Raw genomic sequence first — 19,622 nt, 5'->3', positions numbered from 1 at the left:
GCTTTATCTTCTATCCGGGTCTTATTATGCCTTCCGCACAAACTCCGATTTCAGCTTCATCGCGCCAAAGCCGTCGATTTTGCAGTCGATGTCATGGTCGCCTTCCACCAGACGGATGTTCTTTACTTTAGTGCCAATCTTCAGTACGGAGGAGCTTCCTTTGACCTTCAGATCCTTAATGACCGTTACGGAGTCTCCGTCACTCAGCACATTCCCGTTGGCATCCTTAACTACCTTAACATCCTCGCTGCTCCCGCTCTCAGCTCCGGCGGTCCACTCATGCCCGCATTCCGGGCACACAAGCTGCGTTCCGTCCTCATAGGTGTACACTGAGCTGCACTGCGGACAATTCGGCAATTCATTCATGATTCCATGTCTCCATTCGTTTTGAGTTCCCTGCTGCGGCTTGCGGCAGCTCTTTTATTCTAGCATACCGCGGCAATAAGAACCCTCACAATCGGTGGCCGAGTCCTTTCAAAAACTGTCTTAAGCATCGCTATCTGCAGGCCCAATATAGTAAAATATTTCATGTGAGATACTATCTGTGTGAGATGAGGGGAGCCGCATATGAAGGAGCCATTTGTAAACAGACTGGATTTATTCGTCAGTAATACACAGCTTATCAAAAAGGCTTTTGCCTGGAAAAGCGGACAGATCAACCGTCTGGCTGCACTGCTGTATACGGCACAAAATAAAACCATAGACACCGAGGCTATCCGTGACAGCAATGAGCTGATTAAAAGCTCAACCGGCCTGTTCTCAACTTTTAGAGGGAACCTGTCCGTTTGCATTGCAGCGCTGTTGTCGCTATCGGGGGACCAAAAGACGCTGTTATCCGACACTCTCGCCGTCTATGACCTGCTTAAAGAACACAAGCTGCGGGCCTCGGATTATCTCGTTGTCGCCGCATACCAGATTGCCGCTAACTCGGCGGCCGATCAGCATCAGCGTATCGCTGAGCGGACCCGGCATTTCTATGACAGCATGAAAGAGTATCACCGTTTTCTGACCGGACAGGATGATTATATCTTTGCCGCCATGCTGGCGCTGTCCGATCTTGAGCCGGAACGCGGAGCTGCCCGGATGGAGCAGCTTTACGCCGGGCTGAAGCCGGAGTTCCTGTCCGGCAACAGCGTGCAGGCGCTGACCCAGGTCCTGGCCCTGGGCGGGGATTCACCGGAGGCTGCAGCCCGGGTGCTTGCCCTGCGCGATGCCTTCCGCCTCAGAGGCATCCGGATGGATAAAGAGTATACCCTCTCCTCCCTCGGAGTTCTGTCTCTGCTTCCGGCAGACGATGAGTCGCTTGTACAGGATATCTCTGATACCCATGACTATCTAAGAACCCAGAAAGGCTTCGGCAGCTGGTCCATTACCAAGCAGGAGCTGCTGCTGCTAAGTGCAGCCCTGGTATCCTACAAATCTATTGAGGATGTAAAAAGCGGTATTCTGACCTCGGCGCTCTCCACCAGCCTGACTAATATCGTCATTGCCCAGCAGACTGCCATCGCTGTAGCCGCAGCCTCTTCTGCCGCTGCCGCTTCCTCGGCTTCGCACTGATCTCTAATAATAAAATCGGCGCACAAAAGGGACTGTTCCACCCGCTTGGGGAGGACACAGTCCCTTTTGTTTTATTTAGGGTTGTGTACCGTTTCATTCCCCGCCAAAAGGTTACTCAATCCCGTAACCCAGCGTCAGCCGGAATCCGTCCAGCTCGTAGCCGAGCCGGGTGTAAAGCCGGATGGCTTTTTTATTGGTTCCGTAGGTGCCCAGGGTGGCGACGGATTTGCCCTGCTCCTTCAGGTACGAGAGTGCAGCACAGAGCAGGTTCCGGGCAATGCCCCGGCTGCGCCACTGCGGAATGACAAATACATTCTCCGTTGCGCTGTGTCCATCGCCAATTCTCCAGGTGGAGGTGTTGCCCAGGAACTGATCACCGCTGAATGCACAGAAGTTCACCATTTCCGGAGTGCCCTGCATCCAGGCCAGATGGTTGAGACTCCAGGCTACCCCGTCAAAGGAGGCCTGCTCTGCCTGATGATACTTCTCCCGGGCCTCATCATGATTCAGCAGAAAGGGGCGGATTTGCACATCATCCGGCAGAGGATACACGGGAACCGGACGGGTAAGATCATATTTTAAAATAACAATCGTTTCATAAACGGTAAAGCCGCGCTTCAGGTAATAGCTCTGCTCCCCGAGATCACCAGTATCAATATATTGATTCAGTACAATCCGCTTATGCGGATACTGTGCTTTGATCTCACGTGCCCGGGCGATCAGCGTGTCCAGCAGGGCATCCTTAACCGCTTCATCTTCTTCCCCGCCGCCAAAGCTGATCTCACCGGTAAGATAGCGTATAAATTCCGGATCATCGTCATGCCCGGCTGCGTGGAACGTATCATGGAACGTCAAATGGGCGAGTGCGAGCGCTTCGTTATCTTTTACCGCCAGAAACATGTTCTTCTGCTCAAAATCACCATGATACAGATAGTGCATATGCAGTGCAAAGCCAAACGCCGCAACGGTCCCCTCGTCGCCGTCATCCACGTTCCGGATTATCCAATCTCCCAACAAAAATCGTCCCCTATCTGCCCCTGTATTTCAATCAGGCAATATCATTGGTAATTTTACCCTTTTAATACTGGATAAGCTTATTTAAATATGCAAGGTAAAAGTTGAATATAAATATTCTGCACATGGAGTTCAGGCCGGAATTCTGCGATGATGATTATGCCTTTTATCCCGTTCAATTGATTGTAACAACAAATTTTCCACATAACGGGCACTGGCCATTTATTGTGTTATAATTTGCACGTAAAACTCCTTGCTTTATCTATAGGGAGGTAAGTCACCATGAAACGGTTAAGCGATTTATTGAAGATCAGAAGGAGCGTTGAACATGCTAATAGCATATAAATACCGGTTGTATCCAAACCGCGAACAACGCAAGACGATGGACTTCACATTAGAGCGTTGCCGCCTACTGTATAACCGTTTGCTAGATGAACGTATTCATGCCTACAAAAACGAAGGCAAGAGTCTTAACTATTACGATCAGGCGAACATGTTTAACGAGCGAAAAAAGGCGGTCCCAGCACTAAGGCAAGTTCACTCTCAAGTATTGCAGGACGTTGCCAAACGATTAGACAAGGCGTTTCAGGCTTTTTTTCGTCGCGTGAGGGCTGGAGAAAAGCCGGGGTTTCCGCGCTTCAATCCAGCGTCACAGTATAATAGCTTCACCTATCCGCAGGGCGGCTACAAATTGGAGCGTAATAAGCTCAAGTTGTCTAAGATTGGAGAGGTTAAGACTAAGTTGCACCGTCCAGTGGAAGGCAAGATTAAGACTTGTACGATCATCCAGAAGAACTGCAAGTATTACGCTTGTCTAGTTACCGAAGTAGGGTATCAGCCGTTACCTCATTGTTCGGAACATGTCGGCGTTGACCTCGGATTAAGGCATCTTGCCGTTACCTCTGAAGGCGAGACATTCGACACTCCGAAGTACTTACGAAAAAGCGAGAAGCGACTAAAGCGTATGCAGCGTTCCGTAAGTCGTAAGGATCGCGGTTCTAATCGGCGAAAGAAAGCTGTGCGTATATTGGCTCTCATGCATGAACATGTGGCCAATCAGCGCAAGGACTACGCGCATAAGCTGTCTCGGGGTCTCGTAAATCGCTTCGGTTTGATCGCCTTTGAGGATTTAAATACGCTTGGTATGGTCAAGAATCATCACCTCGCAAAGTCAATAGCTGACGCTGGCTGGTATCAACTCGTACAATTCACGAAATACAAGGCTGAGAGTGCTGGTAGAATCGTGAAACAAGTTGACCCGCGCCATACCTCACAACTTTGCTCTCATTGCGGTAAAATTGTCAAAAAAGAACTGAAGGAACGTATTCACAACTGTCCGCATTGCGGTTTCGTCGCAGATCGGGATGTGAACGCTGCTATCAACATTTTGCAAAGAGCAACCGCTTAACATTGACTGCTTTGGCTCGGATGGAGCCTTCAGCGAGGAAATGGGTTGCCGTTTCCGTTGACCTGAGAAGCCCCTCCCTTTAGGGAAGGGAGTCATCACAATCACTCTGGTTTATTCGTTTTCAGCATGGTAACGTACAACAGAACAAACAGAAACAGGTGATGAAATGTTTGAGCTTAAGTGGCTGTGGCAGAACCTGCAGGGTAACCGGACCCGGTACATTCTGGCACTGTGCCTCTCGGTGGTAGGCTCCGCGCTTACCATTGTCAACCCGTACATCAGTCAGCGCATTGTCGACACGTTCATTACCGGTGATCAGGCCGTCCAGAATCTGACGGATAAGCGCGGGCTGCTGATTGCCCTATGTCTGGGCATGATCGGATTTTCCCTGCTGCGTACCGGTCTGGCTTATCTGACAACAATGCAATATGAGCGTTCCTCGCAGAACATGATGTACAACATCCGTATTTATCTGTACAACAAAATCCAGGGGCAGGACCGGGAGTATTACGACCATAACCGTACCGGTGACCTTATGACCAAAATGACCGGTGACCTGGACATGGTGCGGCACTCGATGGCGTGGATTTTCAAGACGATTATCGAGTCGGTGACGATTTTTGCAGCCGCTGTCATTTACTTCTTCACCATTGATGCGGAGCTGACGTTATGGATGCTGATTCTGGCACCGCCGATTTTTATTGTGGCCTACATATTTGCCAAGCGCGTACGACCGATGTATATCGACCTGCGCGAACGGCTGTCGCAGCTGAACACGACCACACAAGAGAACATCTCCGGGAACCGTGTCGTTAAGGCGTTTGCCCGCGAAGCGTTCGAGATTGAGAAATTTACAGACAAGAACATTAATTATTCTACGGCCAATAAAAAGGCTGCGCTCGTCTGGCTTGATTATTTTCCTTATCTGGAGAGCTTTGCCCAGGCCTTTAACGTTATCCTGATGATCGCAGGCGGGCTGTTCCTTATTGACGGGAGAATTACCTTCGGCGAATTTGCCGCCTTCTCTTCCCTGATCTGGGCGATATCGAACCCAATGCGCAATATCGGTATTATTATTAATGATATTCAGCGTTTTTTTGCCAGCTTGTCCAAAATCGTCGACATCTACTATGCCAAACCTTCGATTGCCAATGAACATAATCCTGTGCAGAAGCGCCGGTACGAAGGACGCATTGAATTCCAGAACGTCCGTTTCAAATATAACAGCGCTCTCGTCCTTGATGATGTCAGCTTCACTGTTGAGCCTGGTGAAACTGTCGCCATTATGGGCTCGACCGGTGCAGGCAAGACAACCATCATCAATCTGATCCCCCGGTTCTACGACGTAACCTCAGGCCGGGTGCTGGTGGACGGCGTAGATGTGCGCGATCTTGAGCTCGATGAGCTGCGGGGTAATATTGGAATGGCTACCCAGGATGTACTGCTGTTCTCAGACACCATTGACGGCAATATTGCGTATGGCGACCCTGACTTGCCCGAAGAGGATGCCATGGAATATGCCCGGCTGGCTGCAGCCCACGACTTTATTACCAAAATGCCGGAAGGCTACGATACGGTAGTCGGTGAGCGCGGCGTCGGTCTGTCCGGCGGACAGAAGCAGCGTATTGCGCTGGCGCGGGCACTTGCGGTGCACCGCCCGATTCTGATTCTTGATGATACGACCTCTGCGGTCGATCTGGAGACAGAAGAGCACATCCAGCGGAGTCTGCGTGAACTGGAGTATCCTTGCACGAAGATCATCATCGCCCAGCGGGTATCCACGACCTGTGAAGCGGACCGTATTCTGATTATTGACCGCGGCCGCCTGATTGAAGAAGGCACCCACGCGGAGCTGCTGGCGAAGCGGGGCTATTATTACGAGGTGTTTATGCTGCAAAACGAAGGTATCGGAAGGCAGGTGAGCCAGATTGGCCAGGAATAAATTTGACGTCGATGAGAATCTGGAATCGCCGTTTAATATTAAGCATTTCCGGCGTGCCATGATCTATATCCGGCGGAAAAAGAAGCCGATGATTATCGCATTCCTCCTGAGCGCCCTGTCGGCAGCCATCTCGCTGTCGGCACCGCTGATCATGCAGCATGTCGTTGACGTGACTATTCCGGCCAAAGCCAAGGGGGCGCTGGTCGGCTGGTCCGCTCTGATGCTGCTGACAATTGTCGTCAGCGTTGTGCTGGCAACGATCCGCTCGCGGATTATGACCAGGGTCGGGCAGGATATTATTTTTGACATCCGGACAGATCTGTTCAAGCATCTGCAGGAGCTGCCGTTCAAGTATTATGACGACCGTCCCCAGGGTAAAATCCTGATCCGGGTAGTCAATTACGTCAACGCCGTATCTGATGTACTCTCTAACGGAATCATCAACTTTATTCTGGAGATTGTGAACCTGATCTTCATCGCCGCCTTCATGTTCGCGGTCGATGTACGGCTCTCGTTCGTGACGCTGGCCGGGCTGCCTGTGTTCCTCGGCATCATGCTGCTGATCAAAAACAAGCAGCGCCGTGCCTGGCAGGCTGTCTCCAATAAGAGCTCCAACCTGAACGCCTACCTGCAGGAGAGCATCAGCGGGATCGGCGTCACGCAGATGTTCTCGCGCGAGCAGCGCAATGAAGGCATCTTCACCAGGCTCGCCGGCAACTTCCGGACCGAATGGATGCGGGCCTTGCGCTATAACGCGCTGATCCCGTTCACCGTCGATAATCTGGCTACAACGGTTATGACACTGATTTATCTGGTCGGCCTGCTGACGCTGAGCCCGCAGGATGTCACCTTCGGGGTCATTCTTGCAATGAGCAGCTACGCAGCCCGTTTCTGGCAGCCGATTCTTAACTTATCGAACCTGTACAACAGCTTCATTAACGCTGTCGCCTATCTGGAGCGGATCTTCGAAACGCTGGATGAGCCGGTTACAGTCAGCGACGTTCCGGGTGCGAAAGAGCTGCCGCCTGCACGCGGGCAAGTAACCTTCGACGATGTAACCTTTGCCTATGATCCGGGCCTGAACATTCTGGAGAACGTCTCCTTTGACGTTAAGGCCGGTGAAAGTGTCGCCCTGGTCGGACCGACCGGTGCCGGTAAAACCACCGTCGTCAATCTGATCTCCCGCTTCTATAATCTGACCGGCGGCCGGATTCTGATCGACGGCGAGGACATTGCCGGGGTGACGATGAAGTCCCTGCGCAGCCAGATGGGAATTATGCTGCAGGACAGCTTTATTTTCTCGGGGACGATCCTGGACAATATCCGCTACGGCAAGCTGGATGCCACCGAGGAGGAAGTCATTGCTGCAGCCAAAACCGTCTGCGCCGATGAATTCATCCGCGAGTTCGAGCAGGGCTATATGACCGAGGTCAATGAGCGCGGCTCCAAGCTCTCGCAGGGACAGCGCCAGCTCATCTCGTTCGCCAGAACACTCTTGGCCGACCCGCGCATTCTCATTCTGGATGAGGCAACCTCCTCGATCGACGCCAAGACCGAACGCCTGCTGCAAAAGGGGCTGAACGAGCTGCTTAAAGGCCGCACCTCCTTCATCATCGCGCACCGCCTGTCGACCGTGAAAAACTGCGACCGCATTATGTACGTGGCTAACAAGGGCATCGCCGAAAGCGGCTCGCATGAGGAGCTGCTGGCACGCAAAGGCCTTTACCATCGGCTCTATACGGCTCAGAAGATGGAAGCATAGGGTTTACTTAGTAGATAGTGGAGCGGATACTCCCCTTTGAGGGGGTATCCGTTTTTTGCATCTGCTGGGGGGATGCTGATGGGATCGGCACGGACTGAGCCGGTTTCGCGGCACGCTTGAGCCTACTTAAAGGGGAAAGTCCCTCTGTTTCGCGTACTTCCGGCCCGCTTCGGCCTACTTAAAGGGAAAAATCCCTCTATTTCGCCTACTTCCGGTTCGCTTTGACCTACTTAAAGGGAAAAATCCCTTTATTTCACATACTTCCGGCCCGCTTTGGCCTACTTAAAGGGAAAAATCCCTCTATTTCGCCTACTTCCGGCCCGCTTTGACCTACTTAAAGGGAAAAATCCCTCTATTTCGCATACTTCCGGCCCGCTTTGACCTACTTAAAGGGAAAAATCCCTCTATTTCGCATACTTGTGCTATCTGAGCCCAATCAAAAGCATTTTTGCCTCTCATTTCACTCATTCAGCCGCCTATGCCCAAATCAAGGGCATTTTTGCCTCTCATTTCGCACATTCCGCCGCCAAAGCCGAAATCAAAGGCACTTTTGCCTCTCATTTCGCACATTCCGCCGCCAGCGCCTAAATCAAAGGCACTTTCGCCTCTCATTTCGCGTATTCCGCCATACGCGCTCACTTCTCTTAATACTATTGTTACTCCCATCACCCTCAATGCGCACATCCCGCCACCTAAGCGCCAATCCCCATCCTTTCCCCCTTTTAACCATTCCTTTACTCCTATCCTCTCCTCCCACATTCCCCAACACACCCCCACCATAAAAAAGCAAAACGCCACCTCCCCAATGGGAAGCGGCGCCTGACTTTTCACACTATTATTAGTATCCTGACAACTCTAGTATCCCAACAAACTCTTAGTCTTCGCAAAAATCTCGTTCGCCATCTCCGTGTACCGCGTGCTGCCGTTAGCCTCTACCTGGGCTTTATAGTTATCCCAGTTGTCGAGGCTCTCCTGGCCGGTGACGAATTTGAGTGTCATTGTCTTAACATAATCCATAAGCGGAGTCGAGATCAGCTTCATCTGCTCGCTCTCCTCGGCTGTCGCCATGATCGGCGGGATCAGCTTGCGTGCCTCGCGCGTCTCCTGGATACGGGTCATGAAGTCACGTTCACCTTCGGTCATTTTGGACAAGCGGAGCTTCTCCGAGCCGCCGTAAGCGAACATCCCGCCGGCGAAGCCGTAATCGACGTTAAGCTGCTTAGGAGCGCCTTCGTTCATTCCGTTATAGTAAATATCCGGGTTCAGCACCACATTGCCGTCTGCATCAAGCGTATACGTCTCGCCCTCCACACCCCAGAGGCTCAACATCTGGCCTTCATTAGAATACCAGAACCAGTCGATGAAGCGGAGCATTTTGATAAAGCCTTCTTCACCCAGGTCATCCAGGGCATTCTGGCTGATCATAATGCCGTTCTCCAGCCGCGAGTTCTCGATCTGCAGCTTGCCTTTTGGACCGCCCGGCTGGGTAATCATATACAATTCGGCATTCGGGTCCTGCATCTTGCTCTTAAAGTCAGCCAGTACCTGGTACACGCCGCTGATCGCGTAGGTATCGCCTTTGAAGAACTTCGCCTGGGCCGCATCATCCTCCTGGGTGAACGTTTCCGGGTCCAGGATGCCGTCAGTGACGAGCTTATTGAAATACCCCACAAAGCTCTTGAAGTCATCGGAGTTATCGGCAAAAGCGAACTGCTGTTTATCCTGATCAAACGTCAGCCCGTTGGAAATCCCCCAGCCGGCGGTCACACCATACTGTACAGCTGCGATATTCAGTGCAGATTCACCCTTGAACTGGTCAGAGATAACGTATGGGGAGCCGGTGAAATCTTTTACCTTTTTCAGAGCTGCAGCAAATTCCTCATAGGTCCAGTTACCCTGTTCACCCTCTACATCCACTCCGGCCGCCTCAAAAATATCCTTACGGATAATATACGAGTAGCCGCCGCCCGCAATTTCCCACATGCCCGGAAGCAGATAGTACTTGCCGTCGTCCCGCAGCTTCATCTTCAGGTCCTCTTCCATGCCCCAGTCCTTGACCGCCTTGGAGTAGTTCGGCATGTACTGGACCCAGTCACTGACCGGAACGATCTGGCCGGATGCTACAAACGCAGATTCATCATACGTCTTCGGAATGATATAAGGAGCGTCACCGCTGTTGACCAGCAGGGATTTCTGATTCTCATATTCGGTTCTGGCCGTAATGGACAGATCGAAGGTTACATTGGTCTTCTCCTGAATGGCGCTCCACAGTCTCCAGTCCGCTTTATACGGATAGTTCTCATGGTCGCTGTACATCATGGAGTAGCTGACCGGCTCATTGGAATGAAACGTCTGGCCCTCGCCAAAAGTATAAGCCTCCGCAGCGCCTGCTTCCGCATTTGAAGCCCCTGCATTCGCCGATTTTGTTGCTTCCGGCTTGTCTGTGTTCGCTGCTCCGTTGTTACCGGATGAACAGGCTGTTGAAACAACAAGCAGCAGCGCCATCATACCCATGCCAACTGATTTTGTGAATTTCATATTTTGCCTCCCCTTTATGGTTCAAGCTTTGTATAGAACGGAGCGCGGCAAGCGCTTCCGGTTATACCGTTACCCTTTGACGGCCCCGATCATCATGCCCTGTACGAAATATTTTTGGACAAAAGGATAGATACAGATAATCGGCAGTGACGTAAGCACCATGGCTGTTGATTTGACACTTGCGGCAATCTGGCTCGTCTGGTCGGAGGTAGCCCCGATTTCCGTCGGACTGATCGCGTTATCAATAATTTGCTTCAGATATAGCGCGACCGGCCATTTCTCCTTCGACTGCAGATACAGGGAAGGACCGAACCAGTTGTTCCACATCCCGACCATCACGAACAGCATAATGGTGACGAGAATCGGCTTCGACAGAGGCAGAATAATCCGTGTAAAAATCCCGAATACCCCCAGGCCGTCCACACGCCCCGCCTCCTCCAGCTCACCCGGCAGACCGGCGAAGAATGTCTTCATCAGAATGACATTGAATGCGCTGATTGCTCCCGGAATGACAATGGCCCAGATGGTATCCCGCAGCCCTAGTGTTTTGGCTACCAGAATGTAGTTGGGGATCAGTCCGCCGCCGAAATACATCGTAAACAGCACGAAGGGAATAAAAAACTTATTCAGCCGCAGCCTCTCCTTGGAGAGCGGATAGGACATGACAGCGGTTGCAGCCACAGCTATAAAAGTGCCGACAACGGAATACACAATCGTGTTCCAGTAATAGAGGAAAAAGTCCGGCTTGCTAAGAATGACCTGATACGTCTTCGTTGTGAATTCCACCGGAAAAATCGACACCGAACCTGCATAAATAGCCGCCTCCGAGCTGAAGGACTGGGCCACGAGATAGACGAACGGATACAGCGTAAACAGCACAATTAGAACCATAAAAATACTGTTAATGACGTTAAACAGGCTGAAGGCTCTGCTGGGTTTCATGTTCTCTGCTCCTTTCTACCATAAGCTTGATTTCGTAGTCCGCTTGGACACAGCGTTGGCCGTCGTCACCAGAATCAGCCCGATAATACCTTCGAACAGGCCGACTGCAGTCGCATAGCTGAAATTACCGCCGGTGATCCCCATCCGGTACACATAGGTGGAGACGACATCTGCCGATTCATAGGTAAGCGGATTGTAGAGCAGCAGGATTTTTTCAAAATTAGAGCTTAGAATGCTGCCGATGTCCAGAATCAGAAGCACCATGACCGTCGGCAGAATGCCGGGAATGGTAACGTGCCTGGCGAGACGCATCCGGTTGGCCCCGTCCATTTTGGCTGCCTCATAGAGTGCCGGATCAATGCTGGTCATTGCCGCAAGATATAGGATCGTGCCCCAGCCCAGCCCCTGCCATACCCCTGAAGTCACATAGATTGGTGTGAACCATTCCGGCAGCGAGATGAAGGCGATTTTCTCAAGTCCAAGTGTGGCCAGCAGGCTGTTGACCGGACCGTTTAAAGAAAGAATTTCCTTAATCATCCCTGCGACAATAACCATCGAGATAAAATGGGGCAGATAGGAGACGGTCTGGACGAATTTTTTCCATTTGAGCCTGCGAATTTCGTTGAGCAGAAGCGCGAACAGCAGGGTGAGCGGGAATTTAACCACCAGGTAACTGACGCTGAGCGTCAGATCGTTGAAGAACGCCCGCCAGAAGGTCGGGTCCTTCATGAACATTTCAAAGTAAGTAAAGCCGACCCATTCTGTCCCCAAAATATTCGGCCCGCCCCTGTACTTGCGGAAGGCAATAATATTCCCCAGCATCGGAGCGTACTTGAATATCAGGAAATAAAGTACGGGAATGACCAGGAACGAATAGAGCTTCCATTCCTGCTTAACATGCCTCCAGAGCGGCACCTGCTCCTTCGTCTTAAGCTGCTTGCGGGCTGCCCCACTGATTTGCGGCTGAGCTGCCATTATGCGATCACTTCCTTAATAGAAATTCATCCTGTCTGACATGAATCCGTTTACATCCCGACTGTACCCCGCGCTCCGCCTGTGCATCAATGTTCAATAAGGAAAATGATGTACGAAACCCGCGATTTGGCGGGTGATATTTTGAATATGATGGACTTTTTTAGGAAAACAACTTGTATCAAACAGATTGAACTGATGATCTTGCTATTAAGGTACAGCCGTGACTCCAGAGAATGTTTGGACTTCCGGCCGCTGCCCTTCTGCAGATTTCTTGAATTAACCCGCTGTTCGCAGTTGAAATCCGCAGACAGCTTATGCTTCCGTAGCGAGCTTTTCTGCGAAAAGCTTTCAGGCGGTCGCTATCGCTCCTACAGTTCCAAAATTCCTTCCGCCACTTTCCCTTTTGTAAATTTTCAAGTTCAATCCATACAATGCAAAAAAAGATGGCCCCGGGCTACCCCGGAGACCATCTTTCTTCTATATAAAAGAGTTTACGCCTGCTCCTGAATCGTTCTGTACTTGCCGGGGGTGATGCCTTCGTATTTCTTGAACACACGGATCAGCGCATGGCTGCTGGCGAAGCCGACGCGGGCCGCCGTCTCGTCAATGCTTACTCCCTCTAGGAGCAGCGATTTGGCCGCTTCCACCCGGGTATGGTTGATATAATCATGCAGCCCCATCTCTCCTGTCTGCTCACGGAACAGCCGGGATACGTACTGCGGAGTTAGCCGGAACTCATCGCCGATGAGGGCAACACTGAGGTTTTTGTCAGTATAATTCTTCTGAACAAAATCAATAATCTTCTCGCTGATGCCGGTGCTGGCCTGATTATTCTGCTTATTTTTCAGCAGCCCGCATACCCGCCCGAAAATATCCATAAGCTCCTGCTCAAACTCCGCCTTGGTGGTGCAAGATAAGAGCCGCTTGAGCGGACGCCATTCCTCCCAGGCGATACCGGCCTGCTCCGAGTCGGGAATGGTTTTGATCATTGTTGTTGCCAGATCCAACAGCACGCATTTTGCCATCTCATGGGAAGCCTCACACTGGAACGCCTGCCCGATTACGTTGCTGATCATCTGCTGCGCCTTGCCGAATTCCTCCGCCTTCAGAAAGTTGATCAGAATCATCTGATCATTCACGGTGAAGAAATAGCTGCTCTCGCCGGGCTTGATGTCCCCATACCAGATCAGCGCCCGCTCCCCGAGCATAATCCGGTGCTCCTGTGCCTCCAGCGCCTGCACAAAAGCCTGATGAATCCCATCCAGTCCGCTCTGCAGATTACTGCCTACTGCGGTGAACCGTAGCTTGTACCGTTCGAGAATGAACTTGCCGGCCTGCGCCAGATCCTGCTCTAACTGCTCCTTCCATTGCTCCGTGAACTCCGGATGTACATTTACAACCGTAGCAAGCATACCGTCCACATCTGTAAAATGGAGCATCACTCCCTCACCGGCGGTATCCTGAACGATATTCGAGACAATGAACTGGGATAAGGCCAGATCGGTTACTCCGCCCTCACTGCTCTCAATATAAAACAGCATTACGGCAAAGGTGTCCCCCGTCCAGGACAAATGGTAGGCCTTCGCCAGCTCCGTCAGCGGAACATTGCGGTCCGTTTGCCCCTTCAGCAGCTTGACCAGATAATAATCCTTCAGCACCCGCAGCTGCTGGGCCTGCTTGTTGTTCATATCATCGCGCTCGCGGATCGTCTCCAGCACGCTGCTGCGGATAAAGGTGTACTCATCCAGATACGCCCCGCTGCGCGGCATCGTATTGCGGGCAAATACACTTACCAGCTGCTTGATCGGGTCATAATTTTTCCGGGCAAAATAAGTGATCACCGCGCCCCCGATCACAAAGCACAGCAGCAGCCCGAGCAGATTCAAGTTACGGATGGTGCCGACGCGCTCCCAGAACACTTTTGTCGGAAACACACTGATATACTTCCATCCCGTTGTATCTGAGGATTCAATGGTAATCACCGATTCCACTTCCTGAAAGGAGCCCATAAACGTCCCTGTCCCGCGGTCATTCCACTCCCGGTACAGCGGAGGAGCCACTGTATTTCCGCCGGCATTCTGGATCAGCACCTGATTGTTCGTATCCATTATGAACACCTGGCCGCGGTCCACCCAGTCGATATTGCCCAGCATGGTCATGATTTTCTCGGCGTTGAGCGCAATAATCAGTGTACCCGAGGTCTCCGAGCTCCCCTGCTTCGTCAGCGACCGGACATAAGCCGGAGTGTAGACGACAGTCCCCTGATTCTCCACAGGAAGCATCACATAGCCGCGCGTCTGCTCTCTGTTGATCAGCTTTTGCCAGCTATCGTAGCTGAACGTATCCGTCTGCAGCTTCATTTCATAGAAGTCCTGCTCCTTCACATAGGTTTCGCTTGAGAGCACAGTCTGCAGAGGCTTCGAGTACAGGTAAATCCCCTGTATAAAATCATTCGCCGACAGCAGCTTGTTCAGCTCCTGCTTCATCTCATATACACCGTAAGCGTTTTCCGTTTTGGATGAGATTAATTTACGCACATCCGGATGGATGGCCAGCTGGGCCGCCAGGCTCTCCGTCTGCAGCAGCTCGCCGTCCACGATGTATCTGACCTGCTGCAGCATCGCGCCGCTGGCCAGTACGATCTCACGCTTGACGATCTCCCGGGTCTGGCCGTATATGATTAAACTGAGTATGACCGGTATACATAGAATCACAGCATACGAAACAAATAGTCGGTAAGCTACACTCCGCGTGAATTTTCCCCGCATCCAAGCCAATACTGATCCCCTGCCTCATTGTTCGTTTAGTAGAGTTGCTCTTTTGTACATCCCAATGATAGCACGATCCTGGCGCAGGGTTGATGTACAAATTGAACCTGCATGTTCAATTTGTGTATTGCGGGGGAAATCCGGCTGGCACTCCGGTGCGGATTGCTTAATTCTGTCCGCCTTGCCCGCCGCTCCTATCCATACCCTGCCCGCCGTTTCGTCTCATCCCGCCGTTCATCCCGGGGAACCCGCCATCTGTACCGCGGCCGCCGCCAAAGCCTGGCCCCCCGTTCATCCGCGGGCCTGAGCCGCTGCCGTCACTGGAGATTTTCTGGGCCGTAATGGCATCGCACGAAGTCAGCACCATAGAGCAGCTGAGTACGGCTATGATCAGAGCGGCAGATCGTCTGGTCCGCATAACTCATCCCTTCCTTCCGGCAAAGTAATCATACACATCTTTAAATCCCATATAGGAGAACACGATCAACAGCGGATACACTGGGAAAATATACCGTGCCTTAATCTCCCACAGCAGATAAAATCCGATAAACCCGAGTATAATCAGCACCAGCGGAGTTTCCCCGTAGCGTCCAGCCCTGATGCTGCCAATCAGCCGGACCAGGATGCCCCCATACATCAGCAGGTTCAGGACATACAGCATCCACAGCAATCCGCTCCGGTAGCCGGAATCTCCTTTAAAAAGATCAGTAGCAGCGTTTGTGTAGCTATAGCGGTCCATGACCATGCCAACCATTCTCCCTCTGTTGCCGGAGGAGCTGTCATTGCCAAGTCCGTAGCGCTCCATCTGATAGGTGCCCTCCGTCCAGGTCCAGATCAGCTTTTTATAATACATGTTCACCAGATCGCCTGTGCTTGCATCGGCCAGCTTGTTGCTGATCTCTTCCTTGAACAGCTCCGTACTTGCCGCCTTATTGTAATCAGCATCCTGCTGGTAGATCGTATAGCTCTCCCTGTTGTCCCAGAAGCCGAACGTCTCCAGATTGATGCCCATATTCAGCCACATATAGACCGGTGCAGAGTTGGTATTCACGGATTCATCCACCACACCCGCTGCCTGCAGCGCCGCATTTTGCGTCCAGCCAGGTACATTAAACAGCACACCTGTAATGAACAGCGCCGCCAGCGTCTTCCGTACACCCAGCTTACGAAGACCCAGCAACAGGCTAAGCAGCACCGCAATCAGCACAATAACACCGATGCTACGGAAGTAGTTCCCGATGGCCAGCAGGATTGCTGCAAACAGAATGTCCTTTAAGGATTTTCTTTTCATAAATTTCACGGCAAAATATAATGCGCTCGTCAAAAAAGCAGTGGCAATCACATCATTATAAATAAAATTGCTCATAAACAAGGCCGGCAAATAGGTAGCCCCCAATACCAGAACCCCGTAGTCGTGCTCCCTGGACTTGTCGTTAAGCTCCTTATACAGCAGGTAAATCATTAACGTGGTTAATAGAGTGAACAGGATGTTGAATATTTTAATCGTCAGGTAATTATCCGGAAAAAGGTATAGCAGCGTCTTTAAGTAGAGGACCGTCGAGAAGTTAAACGGAAACATATGCAGATACCCGCCCGTCTCAAAGGACGAATAATCGCTGCGGTAGAGCATATCGAGCGCCAGATTAAGCACCGTCTCGGAATCATCCGTCGGCAGACGGGGGAACAGAAAAATAATGGCCAGCTGAATGGCAAAAGACACCGCCAGAACGGCAGGAATGACGATCCGTCTGCTGAACCTATTGAGCTTCAGGCTTATTGTATAGAGCGCGGCGCTTATTGCCAGCATCAGAACGATGACCAGAATGAACAGGCCGAGCTGCTGCTTTTCCAGTACCGGTGTGTCCCCGTATACGAAATAACTGTACTTTGCCCTGATAAAAAACGAGGAAGCAATGAACAGGCCGATGAACAAGCTAAGGATAATGTAAAGTGATTTGTGAATACCCTTGACCATGTGAACCTCCTCTTGCGGAGTAGTGATAGACGCATTATAAACTCTGAAACTGAACGTTAGATGAAAATAAAGTTAAGGGGATGGCAGGCTCCGGTCAGCTCAAAAACACCTCCAAAAGTTGCACTGCACAGCGGCAGGAATGCATCTCTTGAAGGTGTCCGGATTAGCTGCTTATTGTCTATTAAAAGGTGAACCTTTTTACTGACTCGGTTAACTGGGATGCCAGCGCAGACTGCTGCTCCATGGATACTGCCGCCTCATTCATCACCGCGCTAATATCGGTCAGGCTGGCATTAATCTCGGCCGTATACGCAGAGGCGTTCCCGGAGGTATCTACAACCGTATCGATCACCTTACTGATCTCTTTGATGGAAGTATTCATCAGGCCGGCAGCGCCGTTCACTTCCGTCGAAATCCGGTGGATCAGCGCCGCGTCTGACTGGTACTGGCGTCCGGTTTGCAAGAGCAGTTCGTACTCCGCTTTTACATTATGATCAATGTACTCCAGCACATCCTGGGAGCTGCGCGACAGATGATCGAACACCTCTCTTACCTGAGTCACAAGCTCCTCAATCCCGGTGATCGCCTGAGTGGACTGGTCAGCCAGCTTCTTTACCTCACCTGCCACCACCTCAAAGCCCCTGCCCTGCTCACCCGCTCTGGCCGCTTCAATCGATGCATTCAGGGCCAGCAGATGGGTCTGTGACGAGATTGCCTTAACGCTGTGGGAGATGACGCTGATTTCCTCAACGATTGCACCGGCTGCAATGGCTTTTAGAATATTGTCCTGCTTTTCCCTGTAGGTCTGTTCGGCCTGCTCCAGGGAAGCTTTTACCTGCCGGCTCATCTGTACAGCACGGTTTTCCATTTCATCCGCTGAGCTCAAGGCCGATCCGGCATTCGCCAGCAGCAACCGGTTCTGCTCATGGATCTGCTCGAAGGAGCTGTTTGCTTCCTGAGTAGAATGAAGCAGACTCAGCGCATCATCCGCAAGGATTGATGAGGTTGTATGTATCGTGTTCATGCTGGCCGAAGAATTACGGGCCGATTCCATTAGCTCATAGCTGGCCGTGTTGATGTTGCCTGAAATAGCTGCTATTCCGGAGACCAGGGATTTGATCTGGGCAGCGCTTTTATCGAGTGAATGGCCAAGTCTGCTGATCTCATCATTGCCGCCAAACTTAAGCTCCCCCGATAGAACGCCTTCTCCCAGCTGCTCGGTGTACCCCAGTACCTTTTTCAGCCGCTTGAGGACCAGCTTATCGTACACAAAGACAATAATGAACACAGAGATCAGAATGCTGAGGCCTGAAGAGACCATGAATCCGATGTTCCCCTCAATGTATTTGGAGTCCCCTCCGACAATCTCAATCACCTCTCCGCTTCTGTCCAGCAGATAATTCACAGCCTGTCCGATATTCGTGCTCAGCACCTGAACAATCACAATCGCCAGCACCAGCTTAAACTTAATGGAGTTCACAGTAGCATTCAACAGCCAGTTCTTTATGCCCATAAGCCTCTCCCCCGCAAAAAAATAATATCTATACCATACCCCAGCCGGATTAACTGAACATTAACAACCGGGGATGGCCGGCTGATTATTGGGATAGTGGATGGCGGGAGTGACTCGAGTGGCGGTGGGGCGGTGGGGCGGAGTGGCGCAGTGATGGAGTGACGGGAGTGACGGAGTAACGGAGTGATGGGAGTGGCAGGAGCTAGATGTTAGGTGGGCTGGAGGACGGGGAGCTCAGGAGTCTGGAAGTGCCGGGGGCGAGATGCAGGGTTGGCGGGGTAACTTTATTAATGCTGTTAATTGAGCTAAACCGGACATACTGGTGTCACTGCTCTATGGTATAACGGAGTTAAGAATACAGGGAGGAGTATAGCTAATATGGCAAGCTATGAATATAACTCCAAGCAGGAGTTGCTGGACACGATCCACACTAACTACATATTGTTTGATGCAGAATTTACGGGAATAAGTGACCGTCACAGGAACTTGCGGATACCTGAAGTAGACAAAACACCGGGCGAAATCATCGCCTATCAGCTCGGCTGGCTGCATCTGGTTATGGGCTGGGACAAGGCGGAGCTTGCAGGCCGGAGTGTCCCGATGCTGTCCGCGGACTATAAATGGAACCAGTTGGGCGGACTGTATCAGTCCTTCTATAAAGAGTACGAGAGCTACACGCTTACCGAATTGCGGGGCCTGCTCCGTCAGGCGGAGCAGGAGTGGCTGGCCTGGGTAGGCAGCTTAACGGAGGAAGAGCTGTTTACTCAAGGCGTTCGCGTGTGGACAGGCAGCAAGGACAACTGGCCGATGGCCCGCTGGATTCACATTAACTCGGCCGCCCCTTTCAAAACCTTCCGGGCAAAGATCCGGAAGTGGAAAAAGCACGTTCCGGCGGAGTGAGCACGGAACGGCGGATGAGCGAGTGCTGCGAAGCAGACTCGTTAGCGACCGAAGCGGATACGCAGACAGAATGGCGCGTTAGTTGCGGGCTTACGTGCGGACTGGCACGTTAGCTACGGGTAAGCGTACGGACTGACGCATTAGATGCAGATATGCGTGCGGACTTGACGCGTTAGTGAGCGGGATTTGAGGAATGTTCCCTTTGATTCCACTATTCCGCTCCTTCTAGCGCCATATCAAAGGGATTTTTCCCTTTGATTCTGCCGTTTCGCCTCATAGAGGCGGAATCAGAGGCACTTTTGCCCTTGATTCTGCCGTTTCGCCTCAT

15 protein-coding genes are annotated in these 19,622 nt (G+C 51.6%); 5 read left to right on the top strand and 10 right to left on the bottom strand.

The annotated features are described in order from the left end of the window. Window positions 1-24: 24 nt before the first annotated feature. Window positions 25-366 carry a zinc ribbon domain-containing protein YjdM gene (locus BLR64_RS19665; protein ID WP_090716739.1) on the bottom strand — a complete coding sequence of 114 codons (342 nt, stop codon included), beginning with the start codon at window positions 364-366 and terminating at the stop codon, window positions 25-27. Window positions 367-567: 201 nt separating this feature from the next. Between BLR64_RS19665 and BLR64_RS19660 the strand changes: the two genes are divergently transcribed. Then, window positions 568-1,557, top strand: coding sequence for a DUF4003 family protein (locus BLR64_RS19660; protein ID WP_090716738.1), 990 nt, complete (start codon window positions 568-570; stop codon window positions 1,555-1,557). A 111-nt stretch (window positions 1,558-1,668) separates the two neighbouring features. Here the strand turns inward: BLR64_RS19660 and BLR64_RS19655 are convergent, their stop codons facing one another. After that, window positions 1,669-2,571, bottom strand: coding sequence for a GNAT family N-acetyltransferase (locus BLR64_RS19655; protein ID WP_090716736.1), 903 nt, complete (start codon window positions 2,569-2,571; stop codon window positions 1,669-1,671). A gap of 328 nt (window positions 2,572-2,899) precedes the next feature. Here BLR64_RS19655 and BLR64_RS19650 point away from each other — a divergent pair, with 328 nt between their 5' ends. The 3 genes from BLR64_RS19650 (at window position 2,900) to BLR64_RS19640 (ending at window position 7,683) form a co-directional block, all read left to right on the top strand. Next, complete coding sequence (locus BLR64_RS19650) at window positions 2,900-3,979, top strand: RNA-guided endonuclease InsQ/TnpB family protein (RefSeq protein WP_090716734.1); 1,080 nt, start codon at window positions 2,900-2,902, stop codon at window positions 3,977-3,979. Between the two features lie 166 nt (window positions 3,980-4,145). Continuing rightward, complete coding sequence (locus tag BLR64_RS19645; RefSeq protein ID WP_090716732.1) at window positions 4,146-5,921, top strand: ABC transporter ATP-binding protein; 1,776 nt, start codon at window positions 4,146-4,148, stop codon at window positions 5,919-5,921. After that, window positions 5,908-7,683 (top strand): ABC transporter ATP-binding protein, encoded by a 1,776-nt coding sequence (locus BLR64_RS19640; protein ID WP_090716730.1) that lies wholly within the window; start codon window positions 5,908-5,910, stop codon window positions 7,681-7,683. The genes BLR64_RS19645 and BLR64_RS19640 overlap by 14 nt, the downstream gene beginning before the upstream one ends. A gap of 468 nt (window positions 7,684-8,151) precedes the next feature. Here BLR64_RS19640 and BLR64_RS30390 read toward each other — a convergent pair whose 3' ends face one another. From BLR64_RS30390 to BLR64_RS19600, 8 genes are all read right to left on the bottom strand, one after another. Next, entirely contained in the window at window positions 8,152-8,295 is a 144-nt protein-coding gene (locus tag BLR64_RS30390) for a hypothetical protein (RefSeq protein WP_167360735.1), read from the bottom strand. A gap of 243 nt (window positions 8,296-8,538) precedes the next feature. Next, window positions 8,539-10,221: an ABC transporter substrate-binding protein gene (locus BLR64_RS19630; protein ID WP_090716726.1), complete on the bottom strand. Its 1,683-nt coding sequence runs from the start codon at window positions 10,219-10,221 to the stop codon at window positions 8,539-8,541. A gap of 69 nt (window positions 10,222-10,290) precedes the next feature. Further along, complete coding sequence (locus BLR64_RS19625; RefSeq protein ID WP_090716725.1) at window positions 10,291-11,163, bottom strand: carbohydrate ABC transporter permease; 873 nt, start codon at window positions 11,161-11,163, stop codon at window positions 10,291-10,293. Window positions 11,164-11,178: 15 nt separating this feature from the next. Next, a complete protein-coding gene (locus BLR64_RS19620) occupies window positions 11,179-12,138 on the bottom strand; it encodes an ABC transporter permease (protein WP_090716723.1) in 960 nt (319 codons plus the stop codon). A 491-nt stretch (window positions 12,139-12,629) separates the two neighbouring features. Further along, on the bottom strand, window positions 12,630-14,906 hold the full coding sequence (locus tag BLR64_RS19615; RefSeq protein ID WP_244157778.1) for an AraC family transcriptional regulator: 2,277 nt from the start codon (window positions 14,904-14,906) through the stop codon (window positions 12,630-12,632). A gap of 166 nt (window positions 14,907-15,072) precedes the next feature. Further along, window positions 15,073-15,324, bottom strand: a complete 252-nt coding sequence (locus BLR64_RS19610; protein WP_090716720.1) for a hypothetical protein — start codon at window positions 15,322-15,324, stop codon at window positions 15,073-15,075. A gap of 3 nt (window positions 15,325-15,327) precedes the next feature. Then, window positions 15,328-16,881, bottom strand: a complete 1,554-nt coding sequence (locus BLR64_RS19605) for a glycosyltransferase family 39 protein (RefSeq protein ID WP_090716719.1) — start codon at window positions 16,879-16,881, stop codon at window positions 15,328-15,330. A 181-nt stretch (window positions 16,882-17,062) separates the two neighbouring features. Further along, window positions 17,063-18,394: a methyl-accepting chemotaxis protein gene (locus BLR64_RS19600; protein WP_090716717.1), complete on the bottom strand. Its 1,332-nt coding sequence runs from the start codon at window positions 18,392-18,394 to the stop codon at window positions 17,063-17,065. A gap of 378 nt (window positions 18,395-18,772) precedes the next feature. Between BLR64_RS19600 and BLR64_RS19595 the strand changes: the two genes are divergently transcribed. Next, window positions 18,773-19,294, top strand: coding sequence for a ClbS/DfsB family four-helix bundle protein (locus BLR64_RS19595; protein WP_090716716.1), 522 nt, complete (start codon window positions 18,773-18,775; stop codon window positions 19,292-19,294). The last annotated feature ends 328 nt before the right edge of the window (window positions 19,295-19,622 follow it).

It is taken from the genome of Paenibacillus typhae (assembly GCF_900099765.1).
Taxonomy (GTDB): Bacteria; Bacillota; Bacilli; order Paenibacillales; family Paenibacillaceae; genus Paenibacillus_AQ; species Paenibacillus_AQ typhae.
The sequence above is the reverse complement of the archived record's forward strand: the minus strand, read 5'-3'. Positions and strand labels throughout refer to the sequence as shown.